Below are 18,593 nucleotides of genomic sequence, written 5' to 3'. Positions count from 1 at the left end.
CTCAGTTCAGCCGCGCGCCGGAGATCTCGACGAGGCGCTGCCGCAGTGGCCTCTCCTCCTCGAGGAATTTCGCGAAGTCCGCCGGGGTCGGATCCGGATGCGGCAAGGTGCCCATCTCGGTCATGGCGCTGCGCACCTCCGGCTCCTCCAGGGCCCGGCCCATGGCGGCGCCGACGGCGGCCAGCGCCGGGGCCGGTGTGCCGGAGCGGGCGACGAGGCCCCACCAGTCGGCCACGTCCAGCTGCGTCTGCGGAAAGCTCTCCACCACGGCCGGGACCATCTCCAGCTCCGGCGTCCAGACCGCGCGGTACTCGCCGGTCGTGGCCAGCGCGCGGGCCGTGCCGACGCGCATCAGCGGCAGCAGGCCGGTGGCGGCGGCGATGGCCATGTCGACCTGGCCCGTGACCAGCGCCTGCGCCTGGAACCGGCCGCCGCCGTCGAAATGCAAGAACTCGACCGCGTCCTTGAGGCCGAGCTTGTCCAGCAGCACGGCCATTAGCAGGTGGCCGATGGAGCCCTCGCCGCTGGTCGCCGCCTTGAGCGTGCGGGGCCGCGCGCGGATCGCGTCGACCAGCTCCGGCAGGGTCTGCCAGGGGCGGCCGGCGGGGATGGCGAGCAGCACGGCGGTCTCGCCCACGCGGGTGATGGGGGAAAAATCCTGGCGCGGCTTGAAGGGGAGCTGGTCGCCGAAGAGGTACTCGTGCGCCGTGAGCAGGCTCGAGGAGGCCAGCATCACCGTGTGGCCGTCGGGCTCGGCGCCCAGCACGGCTGACGCGCCGGTGATGCCGCTGTTGCCCGGGATCCAGGCGAGCTGCACCGGCTGGCCCAGCGCCGCCTGGAGGTAGGGCTGGATCGCCCCCGCCACCGCGCTGGTCGAGCCGCCGCGGCTGTAGGGGATGACGAAGCGGACCGGCCGGCTCGGCCGCCACTCCTGCGCAGCGGCCGGGAGGGCGACCAGTGCGGCGGCGCCGGCCAGGATGTTCCGTCGCGTGATCACCACTGCATTCGCCTCCGCGCTTCAAAGCGGGATGGCCGGAGGCGCGAAGGCGCCGTAGGTCTGAATCCCGCGACAGACAAAGGCTGGACCAGGACGGGTGAGCGGAAGCGAGCTCAGTCTGGTCCAGCGGCGCGGAGGATCATCCACCGGACACGGCAAGGTCAATGGTGGGGAACATTATTCCACCATGAGGCGAAGGCCCGGGGCGGGACCGACGGAAGCCGATGCGCGCTCCAGGCTTTGCCGGGAGGGGATTCACGGCTTCGGCGATTCCACCGAAGCCGGCCGCGCCCTATTCCGCCGTGGCGCCCGAGGCCTCGACCAGCTCCTGCCAGACGGGGATCTGCGACCGCCAGAAGGCGCCGAAGGCGGCGGGGCTCTCGTCCACCAGCGGGAAGACGGTGAGGCCGAGCAGGCGCTGCTTCACCTCCTCCTGCGCGAGCACCCGCTGAAGGGCGGCGTGCATGCCGGCGATGGCCGGCGCCGGCGTGCCCGTCGCGCAGACGACCGACCACCAGTTCAGCGCGTCGATGCCCTTGCCCGGCAGCAGCTCGTCCATGCCGGGGATATCCGCCAGCTCCGGCACATAGTCGATGCGCCTGGCGGAACCCGCGGCGAGCGCACGGAAGCGGCCCTCGCGCACATGCGGCAGCAGCGCCGGGATCACGTCGAACATCATGTCGATGTTGCCGGAGAGCAGGTCCTGGATGGCGGGGCCGCCGCCGCGATAGGGCACATGGGTCATGTCGGTGCCGGTCTCGCGCTTCACCTTCTCGAAGTAGAGATGGCTGATGGCGCCGGTGCCGCTGCTGCCCATGGTCACGCGGCCGGGGTTCCGCTTCGCGTAGTCGATCTGCTCCTGAAAACTCCGCCAGGGGCGCTGGGCGTTCACCACCCAGAGCAGCGTGCCGACGCCCACGCGCGTCACCGGCGCGAAGTCGCGCAGCGGCACGAAGGGCATGCGGTTGCCGTAGAGGAAGGTGTTGGCCGTCAGCACGTTCGCGGAGGTGAAGAGCCAGGTGAGCCCGTCTTTCTCCGCCTGCAGCGCGGCCTGCGCGCCGATGTTGCCGCCGGCGCCCGGCCGGTTCTCGATGATCACGGGCTGGCCGATGACGGACGAGAGCCGCTCGCCGATCATGCGGGCGATGATGTCGTTGGCGCCGCCGGGCGCGATCGGCACGATCATCCGCACAGGGCGCGCGGGCTGCCAGCCCTGGGCAAGGGCCGGCGTCGCCAGCAGAGGCGCAGCGAGGCTGCCGAGAAGCAGGCTTCGGCGAGGGGTCGACATCATCGGGTGGGCTCCTGGGTCTTCAGGCTATGCGCCGGAGATAGTGGGAATGGCATGAGATCGGCCGCGCAGGCGCTCGGCCCGAAGGCCGGACCGGCCATGCGGCCGCGAATTGCGCCGCGGACCCGAAGGCGTCAAGCCGGCTCGTAGATCACCGTGCTGCCGTCGTCGCCGAGCACCTGGTAGGCGGTCCAGCGGCCGTCGGCGGCGAAGTCCAGCACCGCATCCACCTCGCCGGCGCAGCGCCAGCGCGTGCCGCCGGCGATGGCCTCGCGCGTCCAGCGGAGGTCCATCAGCTTGCCGGTCGTGGTGCCGAAGATGGGCACGGCGCCGCCGAAGCGCTGCGGCTCCCACCAGGAGAGCGGGGCCGCGCCGGGCGGCAGCAGGCGCTCGCCCTCGCTGCCGCGGATGGCGACGCCTTGGGGCGTCGCCTCGGCCTCCACCTCGACGATGCGGCCGTTGCGGTTCTGCCGCGAGGTCACGGAGAGGAAGCGGCCGCCCCGCGTGACCTCCGTATAACGATGCTCGAAGCGGTAGACGACGACGCCCAGCACCCGCGGCGTCACCACCACCTCGGAGAGCGCGAGGAGGTCCTCGCCGCGGCGGGAGAAGCTGACGTCGTGGCTGCCGATATGCGTGCCGTTGCGCATGACGCGCCAGCGGTAGTCCCGCGGGGTCGGACGCTCCTGGGCGAGCGCGGGCGTCGTCGCCAGCGAGGCGGCCAGCAGGGGAAGGAGACGGCGCGGAACGGCCGGAATCAGGGTCCTCATGCCGCCCTAGATCGGCCCGCCTGGCCCTTCCCGCAACCTGTCATACCAGGTCATACCAGCATGGGCCCAAGGGCGGGCGCAGGGGCGGGACAGAACGCCCGGGGCGTGGCATGATCGCCTCCGTCATGCGCCAGCTCCTGCTGCTTCGCCACGCCAAGTCCTCCTGGGACGATGCGAGCCTCTCCGACCACTCCCGGCCGCTCAACGCCCGGGGCCGCATGGCGGCCGCCGCCATGGCCGAGCAGATGCGCGAGCTCGGCCTCGTGCCGGACATCGTGCTCGTCTCCTCCTCGCGCCGCACCCTCCAGACGCTGGAGGCGCTGCAGCCCATCGAGGGAGGGCCGCTGATCGAGGTGATGGACGACCTCTACCTCGCCCCCTGGCCGCGGCTGCTGGAGGCGCTGCAGCGCGTGCCGGAGACGGCGCGCTCCGTGTTGCTGCTCGGGCACAATCCCGGCATGCACGAGCTGGGCCTGGCGCTGATGGGCCCGGCGGGCGCGGCGATGGGCGGGCCCCATGCGCGCCGCCTCGCCGAGGGCTACCCGACCGGGGCGCTGGCCGAATTCACCGTCGCCGGACCATGGAGCCAGCTCGCCGAAGGCGGCGGAAGGCTCGTGCGCTTCCTCGCTCCGCGCGACCTGCCGGAGGTTGCCGCCTGATCCTCGAACTCGCCCTCGGCGTCTCCCCGCCGCGCTGCCCCGTCCATCCGCGGCTCTCCGCGACGCTGGCCTGGCAGGCGGAGACCGTGACCTGGTTCCGGCCGGAGGGCCGAGAGGAAGGCGACGACGCGCCGCTGCTGCAGCGCCGCCGCCGGACCTGGGAGACCGTGCAGCCCCTGCCGCCGGAGGAGGGGTGCTGGTGGCCCGGCACCTGGCCTGCCCCGGAGCCCGCCGAGCCGGACCCGGCCGCCCTGCCCGTCGCGCGCTTCGTCGGTCGCCGCGCGAAGCTGGCCGAAGGTGTCACCTGGATCGAGGGCCGCATCGAGGCAGTCGGCCTGCGACGCCGCGTCGGCCGGCTGGTGCTGGAGGGCGAGGCGCCCGACATGCTCCGCCTCGCCGCCGATCTGGCCCGCACCCTGCCGCTGCTACCGGCCTGCACCTCGCTGGCCGAGGAGGCACTGGCCCTGGCCGAGGGCCGCGCGCCCCGTCCGCGCCGGTCCGGCCCGCCGAGCATGGCCGGCGCCGAGGCCGTCGAGCCCGCCTTCCTGGCGGCGCTGGCCCATCTGCAGGACGTGCTGCTGGCCGAGACGCCGCAGTGCCGGCTGGAGATGGGGCCGCGCGGCGTGCACCAGTCGCGCGTCGCCATCCGCCGGCTGCGCTCCATCCTGAAGCTGTTCCGCCCCGTGGTGGACGGGCCCGACTGGCGCGCCTGGGACGCGCAGCTGGGCGATCTCGCCCGGGCGCTGGGCTCGGCCCGCGACTGGGACGTGTTCCTGGGGGGAATCGGCGCCGGCACGCTGGTGGCGTTGGACGGCGACGTCCGGCTGAAGCGGCTGCTGCGGGCCGCCATGCGCGAGCGCGACTCGGCCTATGCGGCGCTGAGCCAGCTGCTGGCAGGCGAGGGCTTCCGGGGCACCGTCTGGCTCGGCCTGCAGCTCGCCCTGATCCGCCCGAGCGACGTGCCCGAGCAGCCGCTGGCGCCCTTTGCGGCCGAGCTGCTGCGCAAGCGCTGGCGCCGCCTCAAGCGCGCCGGCGACGCCATGACCGGCCTCGACGCGACGGCGCTGCACGAGATGCGGCTCGACGCCAAGCGGCTGCGCTACGCCGCCGAGCCCTTCTCCGCGCTCTGGCCCGGCCGCGCCTCCCGGCGCTTCACCAAGCGGCTGGCCGGCCTGCAGGAGGCGTTGGGCCTCGCCAACGACGCGACGGTGGCGCGCATCCTGGCCGCGCGGCTGGCCGGGCGCGGCGCCGGCGGCTTCGCCATCGGCACCGTGACGGGCTTCGCCGCCGGCCGAGCGGAAGGCAGCCGGCTGGCCTCGATCGTCGCCTGGAAGGCGCTGAAGAAGGCAGGTCCATTCTGGAAAATGCAAGCTGTGGCAGATACGTAACATCCGGAAACAACCGGGTTGCCAGCCCCCTTCGGGGTAGGTTAACCAATGCGCCCATGCGACGCCGACGTCTCTTCCAGTCCGCCCGAACGCCGCACCGCCTGGGGCGCGCCTTCGTCGTCACCTGCGCCGCGCTGCTGGGTGGGGGCCTCGTCATCCTGGGCCTGCCGTCGGAGCTGATGGGCTCGGCGCCGCGCAACCAGGAATGGTCCTCGCCCGCCGCGCAGATCCGCATCGTCGACGGCGACACGATCCGCCTCGGCGACCGCACGCTCCGCCTCTACGGCGTCGAGGCGCCGGAGCGCGGCCAGTTCTGCACCAACGAGCAGGGCGCCCTCTACGATTGCGGCACCGCCGCCGCGGCCGAGCTCGCCCGCCTGGTCGGCGAGCGGGGCGTCGAGTGCCGCGTGCAGGGCCGCGACCGCTTCGGGCGCGCGCTCGGCGTCTGCCGGGCCGGCGGGGTGGAGCTGAACACGGCCCTCGTCACCTCGGGCTGGGCGCTGGCCGACGGCGGGTCCCTGCCCGCCTTGGTCCCGGTCGAGGCCGCGGCCCGCACAGCGCAGCGCGGCCTCTGGACCGGCGGCTTCGAGCCGCCCGCCCATTGGCGCCGCGGCTACTGACCCTGCATTACACCCGGTTCGCGGAGGGGTAAGGATCGCCCCGATAGACAAGGCCGCCATTGCGCCTATCCTGCATTGCAGCATAGGCCCTGGGACAACCGGGTGCGCGAAACAGTTTGTGAGGAAGGCTGCTGACATGAGCAAGAACGGCTCGATCACCATCACGCTCGAGGGCAGCAATGCCAGCGCCTCGATGCCGCTGCTCGGCGGCACTCTCGGCCCGCAGGTCGCGGATATCCGCAAGCTCTATTCGAGCCTCGGCATCTTCACCTACGACCCCGGCTACGGCGAGACCGCGAGCTGCGAGAGCAAGATCACCTATATCGACGGCGACCAGGGCATCCTGCTCTACCGCGGCTACCCGATCGAGCAGCTCGCCGAGAAGAGCGACTTCATCGAGATCTGCTACCTGCTGATGCATGGCGAGCTGCCGACCAAGGAGCAGCTCGACAAGTACCGCCGCGACGTCACGCACCACACGATGGTGCACGAGCAGATCCGCCGCTTCTTCGACGGCTTCCGCCGCGACGCCCATCCGATGGCGATCATGTGCGGCGTGGTCGGCGCGCTGGCCGCCTTCTACCACGACAACCTCGACATCAACGACGAGCGCCAGCGCGAGGTCGCGGCCTTCCGCCTGATTGCCAAGGTGCCGACCATCGCGGCGATGGCGTACAAGTACGCCCTCGGCCAGCCCTTCGTGTATCCGCGCAACGACCTGAGCTACGCGGCCAACTTCCTCTACATGCTGAACTCGGTCCCGGCCGAGCCTTACGAGGTCTCGCCCGTCCTCTCGCGGGCGATGGACCTGATCCTGATCCTGCACGCCGACCACGAGCAGAACGCCTCGACCTCGACGGTGCGGCTCGCGGGCTCGACGGGCGCCAATCCCTTCGCCTGCATCGCGGCCGGCATCGCGGCGCTCTGGGGCCCCGCCCATGGCGGCGCCAACGAGGCGGTGCTGAAGATGCTGGGCGAGATCGGCACCCCCGACAAGATCCCGGCCTTCATCGAGCAGGTGAAGGACAAGAACAGCGGCGTGAAGCTCATGGGCTTCGGCCACCGGGTCTACAAGAACTTCGACCCGCGCGCGAAGATCATGAAGGAGACCTGCCACGAGGTGCTGGCCGAGCTCGGTATCAAGGACGAGCCGCTGCTCGACATGGCGATGGAGATGGAGAAGATCGCGCTGACGGACGACTACTTCGTCTCGCGCAAGCTCTATCCGAACGTCGATTTCTACTCGGGCATCATCCTCAAGGCGATGGGCATCCCGACCTCCATGTTCACGGTCATCTTCGCCGTCGCCCGCACGGTCGGCTGGGTGAGCCAGTGGAAGGAGATGATCGAGGATCCGAGCCAGCGCATCGGCCGTCCCCGGCAGATCTACACGGGTGCCGACACGCGCGACTACGTGGCGCTCGACAAGCGCTGATCCCAAATACATTCGATTTCATAAGACCCGGCTTTCGAAAGGAGGCCGGGTTTTTTGTTGGGCGCGCCGGATATGGCCGGGGCCATGATCGTGGTTTAGGCAGTTGCTTCAAGAACGTGCGGACAAATTCCGATCCGCGTCGCGCCGTGCCAGATTCTCTCCACGCCGTCATGCCGGAGCCCCGCGACGATCGGTAGCCTCCCTTCCGTTGCACTTCCGGAGGATGCCGTGCGCAAGAACCTGTTCCCCGTTTCGCGGCGAGCCCTGCTCGCCACGCCCATGGCCGGAGCGCTCGCGGCGCCCGCCATCGGCCAGACCGCCACCATCAAGGTGGGCGTGCTGCACTCGCTCTCCGGCACCATGGCCATCAGCGAGACGGCGCTGCGCGACACCGCCCTCATGATGATCCAGTGGCAGAACGCCCGCGGCGGCCTGCTCGGCCGCCAGCTCGAGGCCGTGGTGGTCGACCCCGCCTCCAACTGGCCGCTCTTCGCCGAGAAGGCGCGCGAGCTGCTGGCCGTCTCCAAGGTGGACGTGACCTTCGGCTGCTGGACCTCGGTCTCGCGCAAGTCCGTGCTGCCGGTCTTCGAGGAGCTGAACGGCCTGCTCTTCTACCCCGTCCAGTACGAGGGCGAGGAGCAGAGCCGGAACATCTTCTACACCGGCGCCGCGCCGAACCAGCAGGCGATCCCGGCGGTCGAGTACCTGCTCGGACCGGATGGCGGCTCGGCCAAGCGCATCGCGCTGCTCGGCACGGACTACGTCTATCCGCGCACGACGAACCGCATCCTGCGCGGCTTCCTGAACTCCAAGGGCATCACCGATGCCGACATCATGGAGGAGTACACGCCCTTCGGTCACAGCGACTGGCAGGGCATCGTCACGCGGGTGAAGCAGTTCGCCGCGCAGGGCAAGAAGACCGCGATCGTCTCGACCATCAACGGCGACGCGAACGTCCCCTTCTACCGCGAGCTGGGCAACCAGGGCATCAAGGCCGAGGACATCCCCTCCGTCGCCTTCTCGGTCGGCGAGGAGGAGCTGGCCGGCATCGACGCCCGTCCGCTGGTCGGCCACCTCGCCGCCTGGAACTACTTCATGTCCGTGCCCGGCCCGGCCAATGCCGAGTTCCTGGCGATGTGGCGCGCCTATATCAACAACCCGCGCCGCGTGACCAACGACCCCATGGAGGCCACCTACACGGGCTTCCGCATGTGGGCGCAGGCCGTGGCCGCCGCCGGCTCCACCGGCGTCGATGCCGTGCGCGAGAAGCTCTACGGCCAGAAGGTGATGGCGCCCTGCGGCTTCGAGGAGGAGATGCATCGCAACCATCACCTCTCCAAGCCCGTGATGATCGGCGAGATCCAGGCCGATGGGCAGTTCAACATCGTCTACAAGACGCCGACCGCGATCCCCGCCGAGAACTGGTCGCCGTTCATCCCCGAAAACGCAAATCGTCGTCGCTGACGACGATTTGATTTTCCGTGCCTCAAACGCCAGGCGCGCGCTCCGCGCGCTTGGCTTCGCGCCGCAACTGGCGCGCCCAGCGAGTGGCTAAGTCTGGGCGCGCCGGCCGCTTTGCGGCCGGATGCTCGAAGGGATGTGTTGAGTTGGCGTTGCCGTTCCTGCTGGTGAGATCTGGGCGCGGAGTTGGCCTGCTCCTGCTTGGCCTGCTCCTTTGGCTCGGTCCTGCCCGCGCGCAGGATTTCGACAGCCTCGTCCCTCGCCTCGGCGGCAGCTTCGGCGAGCAGGCCGAGGCCGTGGAGCAACTGGGCTCGCTGGGCGACGCCCGCGCCCTGCCCCTCCTCCAGGCCCTGTCGGATGCGCGGCTGGTGAAGCTGGCCGACGGCTCCGTTGCGATCATGCAGGGCACGGCCATGCCCGAGGGCGCCGCACTCGTCCGCATCAACAACCGCGTCCGTGTGGCGCTGCGCGGCGCGCTGGGCCGGCTGCAGCTGGCCTCGCCCGTCGTGGCGCAGCGCCTGAGCGCGGCCGAGGCCATCCTGCGCAACCGCAGCGCCGAGGACATCCCCGCGCTGGAGACCGCGCTCGGCCGCGAGCAGAACGCGCAGGTGCGCGAGCGCATGGAGCTCGCGCTGGGTGGAGCGCGCCTCGCCTCCTCCGACGCGGCCGCGAAGCGCGCCGGCATCGCGACGCTGGGCGGCTCCTCCTCGCCCGAGGCGCGCAACCTGTTGCTGGCCTCCCGCGCCGCCAATGCCGAGCTTTCCGCCGAGATCGACGCCGCCATCGCCGCGATCGACCGCAAGCTGCAATTGCGCCAGGCGGCGGAGACCTTCTTCCAAGGCCTCTCGCTCGGCTCGGTGCTGCTGCTGGCCGCGCTCGGCCTCGCCGTGACCTTCGGCGTCATGGGCGTGATCAACATGGCCCATGGCGAGTTCGTGATGATCGGCGCCTATGCGACCGTCGTCGTGCAGGAGGCCTGCCGCAACATCCCGGCGCTGCAGCCCTGGTCCCTGCCGTTGGCGATCCCGGCCGCCTTCCTCGTCACGGCCGCGATCGGCGCGGCGATGGAGCGCGGTCTGATCCGCCACCTCTACGGCCGCCCGCTGGAGACGCTGCTGCTCACCTTCGGCGTGGGCATGGTGCTGCAGCAGGTCGTGCGCCTCGTCTTCGGCGCGCAGAACCGCGAGGTGATCAGCCCGCCCTGGATGATGGGCACACTGGTCCTGCCCGGCGGCATCTCGGTCACGCAGAACCGGGCCTGGATCATCCTCTTCGCCATCGCCGTGCTGCTGGCGACGCTCGCCGCCATCCGGCTCACCCGCTTCGGGCTGGAAATGCGAGCCGTGGTGCAGAACCGGCGCATCGCGGCGACGATGGGCATCCGCACGGGGCGCGTGGACGCCATGACCTTCGCCTTCGGCTCGGGCATCGCGGGCCTCGCCGGCGTGGCGCTGAGCCAGATCGACAACGTCTCGCCCAACCTCGGCACGGGCTACATCATCGACAGCTTCATGGTGGTGGTCTTCGGCGGCGTGGGCTCGCTGATGGGGACACTGATCGGGGCCTTCACCCTCGGCCTCGTGAACAAGATCCTCGAGCCCTATGCGGGCGTGGTACTGGCCAAGGTGCTGCTGCTGGTGGGCATCATGCTCTTCATCCAGCGACGGCCCAAAGGCCTCTTCGCGCTCAAGGGACGCGCGGCCGACCAATGAACGGAGCATTCGAAGAATGCGGAGTTCGCGCGCCGGGTTGGCGGGCGGCGGCGCGCCAAGCAAAGACTCATGCGGGCCATCCGCAAGGATGGTCCGCATGACCCGTCGCATCGTCCTGCTGCTGGCGGTCGCGATCCTGGCCGTCCTGCCGCTGCTCAACCTGCTGCCGAGCTCCAGCCCCTTCTATGTCTCGGACTTCCTGGTCAGCATCATCGGCAAGTGGATCTGCTACGCGATCCTCGCCCTCGCGCTCGACCTAGCCTGGGGCTACGCCGGCATCCTCTCGCTCGGCCATGGCGCCTTCTTCGCGCTGGGCGGCTATGCCATCGGCATGCATCTGATGCGGCTGATCGGGCCGCGCGGCGTCTATGGCCATCCGATCCTGCCGGACTTCATGGTCTTCCTCGGCTACCAGCAGCTCCCCTGGTTCTGGCTGGGCTTCAACTGGTTTCCTTTTGCTTTCCTGATGGCGCTCGTCGTGCCGGGCGTGCTGGCTCTGGTGGTGGGCTATCTCGCCTTCCGCAGCCGCATCACGGGCGTCTATCTCTCGATCATCACGCAAGCACTGACCTATGCGCTGATGCTCGCCTTCTTCCGCAACGACATGGGCTTCGGCGGCAACAACGGCTTCACCGACTTCAAGGAGCTGCTGGGCATGCCGCTCAACAGCAGCTCCACCCGGGCCATCCTCTTCTACGCCGCGCTGGTCTCGCTGGTGGTGGTCTTCCTGCTCTGCTCGGCGCTGACGAAGACCAAGTACGGCCGCGTGCTCACCGCAATCCGCGACGCGGAGAGCCGCGTGCGCTTCCTCGGCTACAGCGTGACGCAGCACAAGCTCTTCGTCTTCGTGCTCTCGGCGATGATCGCGGGGCTGGCCGGCGCGCTCTACGTGCCGCTGGTCGGCATCATCAACCCGGGCGAGTTCAGCCCGGGCAACTCCATCGAGGCGGTGGTCTGGGTCGCCTTCGGCGGGCGCGGCACGCTGGTGGGGGCGGTGCTCGGCGCTTTCTCGGTGAATGCGCTGAAGACCTGGCTGACCTCGGTGGCGCCCGACCTCTGGCTGATCGCGCTGGGCTGCCTCTTCGTGGCGGTGCCGCTGCTGCTGCCGAAGGGTCTCATCGGCCTGATCCGGCGCCGGAAGGTGAAGCCATGAGCGAATCCCATCCCGAGGCGCTGGCGGCCATCCCGCACGCGGTCTCCACCCAGGGGCTCTACCTGGACGGCGTCACCGTCGTCTTCGACGGCTTCCGGGCGCTGAACAGCCTATCGCTCATCGTCGAGCCGGGCGAGCTGCGCGCCGTCATCGGCCCGAACGGCGCCGGCAAGACGACGATGATGGACTGCATCACCGGCAAGACGCGTCCTGGCTCGGGCATCGTGAAGTTCGGCGACCGCGACCTCACCCGGATGGACGAGGCCTCCATCGCCAATCTCGGCGTCGGACGAAAATTCCAGAAGCCGACGGTCTTCGATGCGCTGACCGTCTTCGAGAATCTGGAACTCGCGCTGAAGGCGCCGCGCAACCCCATCGCCTGCATCCGCTGGGTGCTGCGGGGCGATGCGCGTACGCGCATCGAGAAGACCATGCAGGAGATCGGCCTCACTGCCCGCGCCTTCGACCTTGCGGGCCTGCTGAGCCATGGACAGAAGCAATGGCTGGAGATCGGCATGCTGCTCATGCAGGACCCGCAGCTGCTGCTGGTGGACGAGCCCGTCGCGGGGATGACCGACCACGAGACGGAGCAGACGGCGGCGCTGCTGACCGGCATCGCCGGCGAGCGCAGCGTGGTGGTGGTCGAGCACGACCTGGAATTCGTGAAGGCGCTGAACAGCAAGGTGACGGTGCTGTGCGAGGGCAGCGTGCTCTCGGAGGGCTCGATCACCCACGTGCAGAGCGACCCCCGGGTCATCGAAGTGTACCTGGGACGCTGATGATGCGACGGCTCTGTCCCACCGAACTCAAGACCAACGCGCGCACCATCAGCTTCTTTGCTGCCGGGCCGATTCACGCGGCCGCCGCGCGGCCACGATCGGACCGGTCGCCATGCTAGTCGCCACCGACATCGACCTCTCCTACGGCGCCAGCCGCTGCCTGCGCGGCGTCTCGCTCTCCGTCGGCCCCGGCCAGATCGCCGCCGTCCTCGGCCGCAACGGCGTCGGCAAGTCTTCGCTGCTGCGCTCCATCATGGGGCTGGAGCGCATCCAGGGCGGCAGCGTGATGTGGGAGGGCAAGGAGATCCGCGACCTCGGCCCCGCCGAGCGCGCCCGCGCCGGCATCGGCTACGTGCCGCAGGGCCGCGAGATCTTTCCGTTCCTTACCGTGCAGGAGAACCTGGAGACGGCGCTGGCCGCCGCCCCGCGCGGCAGTAGCGTGCCGGCGGAGGTCTTCGACCTGTTTCCCATCCTGCGCCAGTTCCTGCGCCGGCGCGGCGGCGACCTCTCGGGCGGGCAGCAGCAGCAGCTCGCCATCGGCCGCGCGCTCACCGCGCGCCCGCGCCTGCTCATCCTCGACGAGCCGACCGAGGGCATCCAGCCCAACGTCATCAAGGACATCGCCAAGGTGATCCATCATCTCGCGAAGGACCGGAACTTCGCCGTGGTCCTGGTCGAGCAGTATTTCGAGTTCGCCCGCGACCTCGCCGACACCATCACCGTGATGGTCCGCGGCGAGGTGGCGCTCGCTGGCCCCACGAAGGAGCTGGATGAGGAAGAGGTGCGCAAGCTCCTGACCGTGTAATCCTCCCCCGGGAAGCGGAGGAACGCCCATGGACACGAGCGAGATCGATGCGATCCGCCAGTTGCTGACCTCGAAGCCGCGGCCGATCGGCTGGTCGGAGCGGCGGCAGCGCATCGACGAGGTCGGCTCCACCTGGCCGCCGGCCGAGGACATCGCGCTGGAGGCCTTCGACCTGGACGGGGTGCCCGGCGAATTCTCCATCGCCCCCGGCGGCGATGCCTCGCGCGTCCTTCTCTATTTCCATGGCGGCGGCTACTGCTCGGGATCGATCCGCAGCCACCGCCGGCTGGTCACCGAAGCCGGGCGGGCCGGCGGGGTGCGAACCCTCGCCGTCCAGTACCGGCTGGCCCCGGAGCACCCCTACCCCGCCGCGCTCGACGATGCCTGGACCGCCTGGCAGTTCCTCCGGTACCGGCAGGGCATGGCCGCCGACCGTATCGCCATCGGCGGCGACAGCGCCGGCGGCAATCTCGCCGTGGCGCTCATGAACCGGCTGCGCGACGCCGGCGAGGCGCTGCCCGCCTGCGCCTGGCTGATGTCGCCCTGGACCGACCTCACCCAGTCCGGCGAGACCCTGGCGACCAAGGACGTCGTCGATCCGCTCATCCATCGCGGCTATCTGGACGAGCTGGCCGCGGCCTTCGTCCCGGCCGGCCTGGAGGCCAGGGACCCGCGGATCTCAGTCCTCTGGTCCGATCTCGCGGGCCTCCCGCCGATCCTGGTCCAGGTCGGATCGGCCGAGACCCTGATCGACGATTCCACGCGCTTCGTGCGCGCGGCGGGCTGCGCCGACGTCCGGGCCTCCCTCGAGATCTGGCCTCACATGATCCATGCCTGGCCCATGTGGAACGCCCATCTGGAGCAGGGCCGCCGGGCGCTGGGCAGCGCGGGCGCCTTCCTGCAGCGGCATCTGCGGGCCTAGGCTCGCGGCGCATCACCCAGGGACCGCGTCATCAGCACCCGCCTGCCCCCGCTGCGCAGCCTGCGCGCCTTCGAGGCCGCCGGCCGTCTGCTGAGCTTCTCGGCCGCGGCCACCGAGCTCGGCGTCACGCCCGGCGCCGTCAGCCATCAGATCCGGCAATTGGAGGAGCATCTCGGCGCGCGGCTCTTCGACCGGCAGCACCGCGAGGTCGTCCTCACGCCGCAGGGCCAGGCCTATCTCCGCTCGATCGCCGACGCCTTCCGGCGCATCGAGGAGGACACGCGGGTCCTCTTCTCCGCCAACGACCCGACCAGCCTGCGCATCTACGCCTCGGTGAACCTGGCCCAGCGCTGGCTGGTGCCGCGGCTGCCGCGCTTCGTGGCCCGCCACCCGACCATCGCGCTCGACATCGCCGCCGAGAGCGGGCCGCCTCCATCCCTGACGCCGCGCCGCTTCGACCTCGCCATCACCCATGGCGTGGCGCCGCTGGCCAAGGTGGAACCGTCGCGCCTCTTCGACGGGCGGCTCGTGCCGGTGTGCAGCCCCGGCTACCTCGCCGGACGCGCGCCGATCACCCACCCCTCGCAGCTCGACCCGGACCGCCTGATCCACGCCCGCAAGCGCAAGGGCGACTGGCGGCGCTGGCTGAAGCTGGCGAAGGAGCCCGGCATCGACGCCGGGCGCGGAGTCAAGTTCGAGGACATGAATCTCGCCTATCTCGCGACGGTCTCGGGGATGGGGGTGATGCTGTTCTTCGCGAACCTCGTCGCCGACGACCTGCGCGCGGGGCGGCTGGTGATGCTCTTCGACCTGGCGCTGACGGAGGAGCCGGACTGGCTGGTCTACGCGACCCCGGCGCCGGAGCGGGAACGGGCGACGATGCTCCTGCGCGACTGGCTCCTCTCGGAGGCCTGAGCCGTCATCGCCGCGGGGGCACCACCGTCGTGCTGACGCCCGGCGGCACGGTGTGCCAGGGCTGCCGCGCCTGGCCATAGCCGTAGTCGAACAGCGCCCGCATGAAGGGCGGGTCGAAGGGCTCGCGCCGGTCCGCCTGGAAATCCGCGCCGATGAACGCCAGCCGGAACGCCACCCCGTCGCGCAGCGTGGTCAGGTAGATGCGGTTGATGTCGCTGATCCCGCTGAAATGCAGCAGCGTCGCCGCCGAGCGCCGGGCGATGCTGAACAGCCCTCGGGGCGTGACGCTCCCCTCCACGTCCACCCGGCCGTTGCGGATCACATAGGCGATACGCTCGCGCCGGCTGCCGCGCTCGCGGAGGTTCACCGAGGGTGGATAGAGGAAGACCTGCATGGCCGCGCCCCCGTCCACATGCATCTCCTCAAAGGCCTGCCCGCCGTATTCGACCGGCACCAGCACCGGCGGGAAGGCCCCGGGAATGGAGGCCGAGGCGAGCAGGATGCTGCGGAACAGCGTCAGCGCATCCGGATGGCCGCTGGCCGCGATGGCACCGATGTTCCACACCACGGGCCGCTGCAGATCTAGGTTGGTGGTGCCGACCAGCAGCAGCCGCCCGCGCTGGTACTCGCGGGCGATGGCGGCGAGCATGGCCTCGTCGGTGTGGCGGCTGATCAGGCGCGCGAGCGGCGAGGTGTCGGCCAGCGCCTCGCCGAAGAGCAGCGGGACGACGGCGAAGACCTGCCGCGGCAGCAGCAGGATGTCGCGGGGCGCGACCTCGGTGAAGACCTCGCGCAGCTGCCCGTCATAGTCCGGCCCGAGGAAGGCGAAGGGCGCGATCAGCGCCCCGGCCGAGATGCCGGTGACGACGGTGAAGGAGGGCCGGTCGCCCGCCGCGGTCCAGCCGTTGAGCAGCCCCGCGCCGAAGGCGCCGTTGTCGGCGCCGCCGGAGATGGCGAGGAAGGTGGTCGGCGGCCGGGGCGCGCCTGGCGGCAGGGTCGCGGCCTCGCGCTCCACCATCGCCCGGCCCTCGCGGAGAAGGGCCTCCGGGCTGCCGTCGATCCAGAAGCGGGCGTTGGGGATGCCGAGGACCGCGAGCCCCTCGGTGGATTCGGGCGGTGGCGCCGGCAGGCGGGTGATGCTGCTGCAGCCGGCCAGAAGCGCGAGCAGGAGCAGCACCGGCAGCCGGGCGAAGGATCTGGGCGTCGCTGTCCTGGCCGTCACGCGCCCTGTGCTCCTTGCTGAGATCCGGGCCGACGGGATCTGACGGCGGCCGAAGCTCGGCCATCCGCGCAGGCGGGGCAAGATGCCCTGCCCGGGTCGCCGTGAAATCCGCGTGACAAGCATCGCGGGCCGCGCCGCCCCTCCCTGGTGACGGCGTGGCCCGGCGCGGCTACTGCGGGGAGGAGCGGCCGGCCGCGACGCCCTCGTTGAAGGCGCGCTGGTTGCTGCGGCGATGCTGGTCGTAGAGGAAGCCGCCGCCGGCACCGACGCCCGCGCCGATCAGCGCGCCGACGCCCGCATTGCCGGAGAAGGAGCCGATGGCCAGGCCCGTCAGGGCACCCAGGGCCGCGCCGCCGCCGACGCGCTGCGTGGTCGGGCTGAGCGGCACGTTGAGCGTCTCGTCGGCACAGGCGCCGAGACCGAGCATGAGGGCCACGGGAAGGATGAGCGTCTTGCGCATGTCTTGGTCCCTCCGGATCAGCGCCGCGAGCCGCGCGCCGGCGCGGTCGGGCAAGGATAGCTGGCGGCCGCCCAGCGCAGCAGGCCGTCCACGGCGAGCTCGCTGGCGTATTGCGGATTGGCGGCGGCCCAGGCGACGAAGGATGCCTGCGCGGCCTCGAGCGTCGGCGTCGGCGTCGGCAGGCAGAAAATCCGCGCGCGCCCGCCCGGCTGCGTGATCTGGGAGTGATACTGGCCAGCGCCGATGATGAAGCCGCGGCAGAAGGCCTGCGAGACATGGCCCACCTCCTCGCTCAGCGAGGCACCGCAGAGGCTCGCGAGGTTGCCGGTGGTCACCGGGCCGGCTTGCGCCGGAGTCGCCCCCGTCTGAGTCGCCCCGGTCTGGGCCGGCGCCCCTCCGATGGTGGCGGCCAGCAGCGCCAGGCTGCCGGCCAAGGTCGTGACGAAACGCATGAGCAGGAACTCCCCTCTCCCGCCGGCGTTCCGCGAGGTCGCGCACCGGCCTTCGGATGCGGCGGTGGCCCATGGGACCACATTCCGCCAATGGGACGCTAGGTCCGGGCGGGGGGCGCAGCCATAGTCCGGACATGCCCATCCCGTGCCGTGCGTCCCAAACGCGCCCCGGGACGCATCAGATCTGGCGCAGGGCGCTCGCGAAATCGCGCCCGCCCGGCTGGCCGGAGCCCTTGCGGATGGGAGCGGCGACCCAGCCGCTCTGCGCCGTCTGGCGCAGCTGCGTCGGCGAGTAGTCGAACTCGCGACGGAAGGCGCGGCTGAAGGCGGAGGGGTCGAAGAAGCCGAAATCCTCGGCCACCTTGATGATCTCGCGCGTGTTCGAGGGGTCCGAGAGCGCCTGGTGCGCCTGGCGCAGCCGCTCGCTCTGGATGTAGCGCGCGACACCCCCGAAGGGCTCGAAGAGCCGGTAGAGCTGCGAGCGCGACACGCCCGCGAGCTTGCACAGCCGCTCCGGCCCGAGCCGCGTGGAGCGCAGGTTCTGCCGGATGATCTGCCGGATGCGGCCGAGCCGGGCGCGCTCCACATGGGCTTCGGCGTCGAAGCCGGTGGGCGAGGAGGGCGCGATGCAGGCCGCGATCAGCGCCCGCGTGGCCTCGGCGGCGCGCGGCAGCTCCGCCTCCGTCATGGTCTCCAGGCTGTCGGCGAGGCTTTCCACGTAATGGCCCAGCAGCCCGCCCATGGCGCTGGTCATCGGCGCGTCGCGGCAGGCGTCGATGGTGGGGCCGAGGCCCGGGAAGGCATCGCGCGAGACGAAGAGGCAGAGCCAGTCCAGCTCCGTGCGGTCGCCGTCGAAGACCTGGTCAAGGGAGAGGATGTGGGGCACGCCCGTCGGCACCGCGACATGGGCCGTCTCCGTGTGCAGCCGCAGCGAGCCGGTGCGCGGCACGTGGATCTGCCAGAGATCCAGCGAATCCCGGCGGATCTGGGTGCGGGTGCGCTGGAAGCGGCAGGCCGGCGCCTCGACCGCGCTGAGCGCGAAATGGCCGAAGCTCCACATGCGGAAGCGCGCGGCATAGCCGGGCCGGGGATCCAGCGATTCCGTGATCTCGACGACGGAGCGGCAATGGTCGCGCCAGGCCTCGAACTGCTGCCCGACCGGCAGGTCCATGGTCGAGAAGCCGACCGGCTTCAGCAGGCCGCGGTTGGGCTCGGCGACCGGTGCAGGGGCGTCGTCGTGCGGAAGGACTTCGGTGTCTCGCATGCTTCTGACCGTCCTTCTCATGCCGGGACAATGATTTGAGTGCCAGAAGACCTCTCAGGTCCCCGCCCCGGCCGCCAGCGTTTTCCGCCGAATCAGCATGATATCGGGACAGGAGGGATACTGGCTGGATTGTTGGCCCATCTGCGCCTCCCTGCAAATGCCTAGCCTGACCATGTCGCCGCGATCCCTGGGGAATGCTGACCCAGTCCGGCGGACCGCGTCCATGAAATTTGGATGCCAGGGAAGGACTTCGGGAGCAGAAAGGCCTTTGTTCAATGGATTATCGGCTTC

General features: G+C 70.6%; 18 protein-coding genes. 11 read left to right on the top strand and 7 right to left on the bottom strand.

Going from position 1 to position 18,593, the window contains the following annotated elements; translation table 11 throughout:
- Nucleotide 1: 1 nt before the first annotated feature.
- From AC1ROY_RS11230 to AC1ROY_RS11220, 3 genes are all read right to left on the bottom strand, one after another.
- Complete coding sequence (locus tag AC1ROY_RS11230; RefSeq protein WP_493148891.1) at nt 2-997, bottom strand: Bug family tripartite tricarboxylate transporter substrate binding protein; 996 nt, start codon at nt 995-997, stop codon at nt 2-4.
- 292 nt (nt 998-1,289) lie between these two features.
- The gene (locus tag AC1ROY_RS11225) at nt 1,290-2,288 is read right to left on the bottom strand and encodes a Bug family tripartite tricarboxylate transporter substrate binding protein (protein WP_493148890.1); all 999 of its coding nucleotides are present in this window, start codon (nt 2,286-2,288) and stop codon (nt 1,290-1,292) included.
- A gap of 131 nt (nt 2,289-2,419) precedes the next feature.
- A complete protein-coding gene (locus AC1ROY_RS11220; protein ID WP_493148889.1) occupies nt 2,420-3,055 on the bottom strand; it encodes a DUF6134 family protein in 636 nt (211 codons plus the stop codon).
- Nucleotides 3,056-3,165: 110 nt separating this feature from the next.
- Between AC1ROY_RS11220 and AC1ROY_RS11215 the strand changes: the two genes are divergently transcribed.
- The 11 genes from AC1ROY_RS11215 to AC1ROY_RS11165 all read left to right on the top strand — a co-directional run bounded on the left by AC1ROY_RS11215 (nt 3,166) and on the right by AC1ROY_RS11165 (nt 14,904).
- On the top strand, nt 3,166-3,714 hold the full coding sequence (locus AC1ROY_RS11215; RefSeq protein ID WP_493148888.1) for a SixA phosphatase family protein: 549 nt from the start codon (nt 3,166-3,168) through the stop codon (nt 3,712-3,714).
- 86 nt (nt 3,715-3,800) lie between these two features.
- Nucleotides 3,801-5,102 carry a CYTH and CHAD domain-containing protein gene (locus AC1ROY_RS11210; RefSeq protein ID WP_493148887.1) on the top strand — a complete coding sequence of 434 codons (1,302 nt, stop codon included), beginning with the start codon at nt 3,801-3,803 and terminating at the stop codon, nt 5,100-5,102.
- 56 nt (nt 5,103-5,158) lie between these two features.
- Entirely contained in the window at nt 5,159-5,722 is a 564-nt protein-coding gene (locus tag AC1ROY_RS11205) for a thermonuclease family protein (protein ID WP_493148886.1), read from the top strand.
- 136 nt (nt 5,723-5,858) lie between these two features.
- Nucleotides 5,859-7,157, top strand: coding sequence for a citrate synthase (locus AC1ROY_RS11200; protein WP_493148885.1), 1,299 nt, complete (start codon nt 5,859-5,861; stop codon nt 7,155-7,157).
- 279 nt (nt 7,158-7,436) lie between these two features.
- Nucleotides 7,437-8,621, top strand: coding sequence for an urea ABC transporter substrate-binding protein (gene urtA / locus AC1ROY_RS11195; RefSeq protein WP_493149025.1), 1,185 nt, complete (start codon nt 7,437-7,439; stop codon nt 8,619-8,621).
- Between the two features lie 143 nt (nt 8,622-8,764).
- Complete coding sequence (gene urtB / locus AC1ROY_RS11190; RefSeq protein WP_493148884.1) at nt 8,765-10,330, top strand: urea ABC transporter permease subunit UrtB; 1,566 nt, start codon at nt 8,765-8,767, stop codon at nt 10,328-10,330.
- A 97-nt stretch (nt 10,331-10,427) separates the two neighbouring features.
- A complete protein-coding gene (urtC, locus tag AC1ROY_RS11185; protein WP_493148883.1) occupies nt 10,428-11,483 on the top strand; it encodes an urea ABC transporter permease subunit UrtC in 1,056 nt (351 codons plus the stop codon).
- The gene (gene urtD, locus AC1ROY_RS11180) at nt 11,480-12,262 is read left to right on the top strand and encodes an urea ABC transporter ATP-binding protein UrtD (RefSeq protein ID WP_493148882.1); all 783 of its coding nucleotides are present in this window, start codon (nt 11,480-11,482) and stop codon (nt 12,260-12,262) included. Before urtC ends, urtD begins: the two co-directional genes overlap by 4 nt.
- A gap of 112 nt (nt 12,263-12,374) precedes the next feature.
- The gene (gene urtE, locus AC1ROY_RS11175) at nt 12,375-13,067 is read left to right on the top strand and encodes an urea ABC transporter ATP-binding subunit UrtE (RefSeq protein WP_493148881.1); all 693 of its coding nucleotides are present in this window, start codon (nt 12,375-12,377) and stop codon (nt 13,065-13,067) included.
- Between the two features lie 28 nt (nt 13,068-13,095).
- A complete protein-coding gene (locus AC1ROY_RS11170) occupies nt 13,096-13,989 on the top strand; it encodes an alpha/beta hydrolase (protein ID WP_493148880.1) in 894 nt (297 codons plus the stop codon).
- 30 nt (nt 13,990-14,019) lie between these two features.
- On the top strand, nt 14,020-14,904 hold the full coding sequence (locus AC1ROY_RS11165) for a LysR substrate-binding domain-containing protein (RefSeq protein ID WP_493149024.1): 885 nt from the start codon (nt 14,020-14,022) through the stop codon (nt 14,902-14,904).
- A gap of 4 nt (nt 14,905-14,908) precedes the next feature.
- On the opposite strand, the gene AC1ROY_RS11160 is transcribed toward AC1ROY_RS11165, so the two are convergent.
- The 4 genes from AC1ROY_RS11160 to AC1ROY_RS11145 form a co-directional block, all read right to left on the bottom strand.
- Nucleotides 14,909-16,126, bottom strand: coding sequence for a patatin-like phospholipase family protein (locus AC1ROY_RS11160; RefSeq protein ID WP_493148879.1), 1,218 nt, complete (start codon nt 16,124-16,126; stop codon nt 14,909-14,911).
- 169 nt (nt 16,127-16,295) lie between these two features.
- On the bottom strand, nt 16,296-16,586 hold the full coding sequence (locus AC1ROY_RS11155; RefSeq protein ID WP_493148878.1) for a YMGG-like glycine zipper-containing protein: 291 nt from the start codon (nt 16,584-16,586) through the stop codon (nt 16,296-16,298).
- 17 nt (nt 16,587-16,603) lie between these two features.
- Entirely contained in the window at nt 16,604-17,038 is a 435-nt protein-coding gene (locus AC1ROY_RS11150; protein WP_493148877.1) for a Rap1a/Tai family immunity protein, read from the bottom strand.
- Nucleotides 17,039-17,216: 178 nt separating this feature from the next.
- Nucleotides 17,217-18,302, bottom strand: coding sequence for a helix-turn-helix domain-containing protein (locus tag AC1ROY_RS11145; RefSeq protein WP_493148876.1), 1,086 nt, complete (start codon nt 18,300-18,302; stop codon nt 17,217-17,219).
- Between the last annotated feature and the right edge of the window lie 291 nt (nt 18,303-18,593).

The organism is Roseococcus sp. GW821-FHT12F05 (genome assembly GCF_058806835.1).
The sequence above is the reverse complement of the archived record's forward strand: the minus strand, read 5'-3'. Positions and strand labels throughout refer to the sequence as shown.

What these genes read in the sequence shown, in the direction of transcription:
- AC1ROY_RS11225 (WP_493148890.1), bottom strand. Translation starts at nt 2,288, where the DNA reads ATGATGTCGACCCCTCGCCGAAGCCTGCTTCTCGGCAGCCTCGCTGCG.
- AC1ROY_RS11220 (WP_493148889.1), bottom strand. Translation starts at nt 3,055, where the DNA reads ATGAGGACCCTGATTCCGGCCGTTCCGCGCCGTCTCCTTCCCCTGCTG.
- AC1ROY_RS11215 (WP_493148888.1), top strand. Translation starts at nt 3,166, where the DNA reads ATGATCGCCTCCGTCATGCGCCAGCTCCTGCTGCTTCGCCACGCCAAG.
- AC1ROY_RS11205 (WP_493148886.1), top strand. Translation starts at nt 5,159, where the DNA reads ATGCGACGCCGACGTCTCTTCCAGTCCGCCCGAACGCCGCACCGCCTG.
- AC1ROY_RS11200 (WP_493148885.1), top strand. Translation starts at nt 5,859, where the DNA reads ATGAGCAAGAACGGCTCGATCACCATCACGCTCGAGGGCAGCAATGCC.
- urtA (WP_493149025.1), top strand. Translation starts at nt 7,437, where the DNA reads ATGGCCGGAGCGCTCGCGGCGCCCGCCATCGGCCAGACCGCCACCATC.
- urtC (WP_493148883.1), top strand. Translation starts at nt 10,428, where the DNA reads ATGACCCGTCGCATCGTCCTGCTGCTGGCGGTCGCGATCCTGGCCGTC.
- urtD (WP_493148882.1), top strand. Translation starts at nt 11,480, where the DNA reads ATGAGCGAATCCCATCCCGAGGCGCTGGCGGCCATCCCGCACGCGGTC.
- urtE (WP_493148881.1), top strand. Translation starts at nt 12,375, where the DNA reads ATGCTAGTCGCCACCGACATCGACCTCTCCTACGGCGCCAGCCGCTGC.
- AC1ROY_RS11170 (WP_493148880.1), top strand. Translation starts at nt 13,096, where the DNA reads ATGGACACGAGCGAGATCGATGCGATCCGCCAGTTGCTGACCTCGAAG.
- AC1ROY_RS11155 (WP_493148878.1), bottom strand. Translation starts at nt 16,586, where the DNA reads ATGCGCAAGACGCTCATCCTTCCCGTGGCCCTCATGCTCGGTCTCGGC.
- AC1ROY_RS11150 (WP_493148877.1), bottom strand. Translation starts at nt 17,038, where the DNA reads ATGCGTTTCGTCACGACCTTGGCCGGCAGCCTGGCGCTGCTGGCCGCC.
- AC1ROY_RS11145 (WP_493148876.1), bottom strand. Translation starts at nt 18,302, where the DNA reads ATGCGAGACACCGAAGTCCTTCCGCACGACGACGCCCCTGCACCGGTC.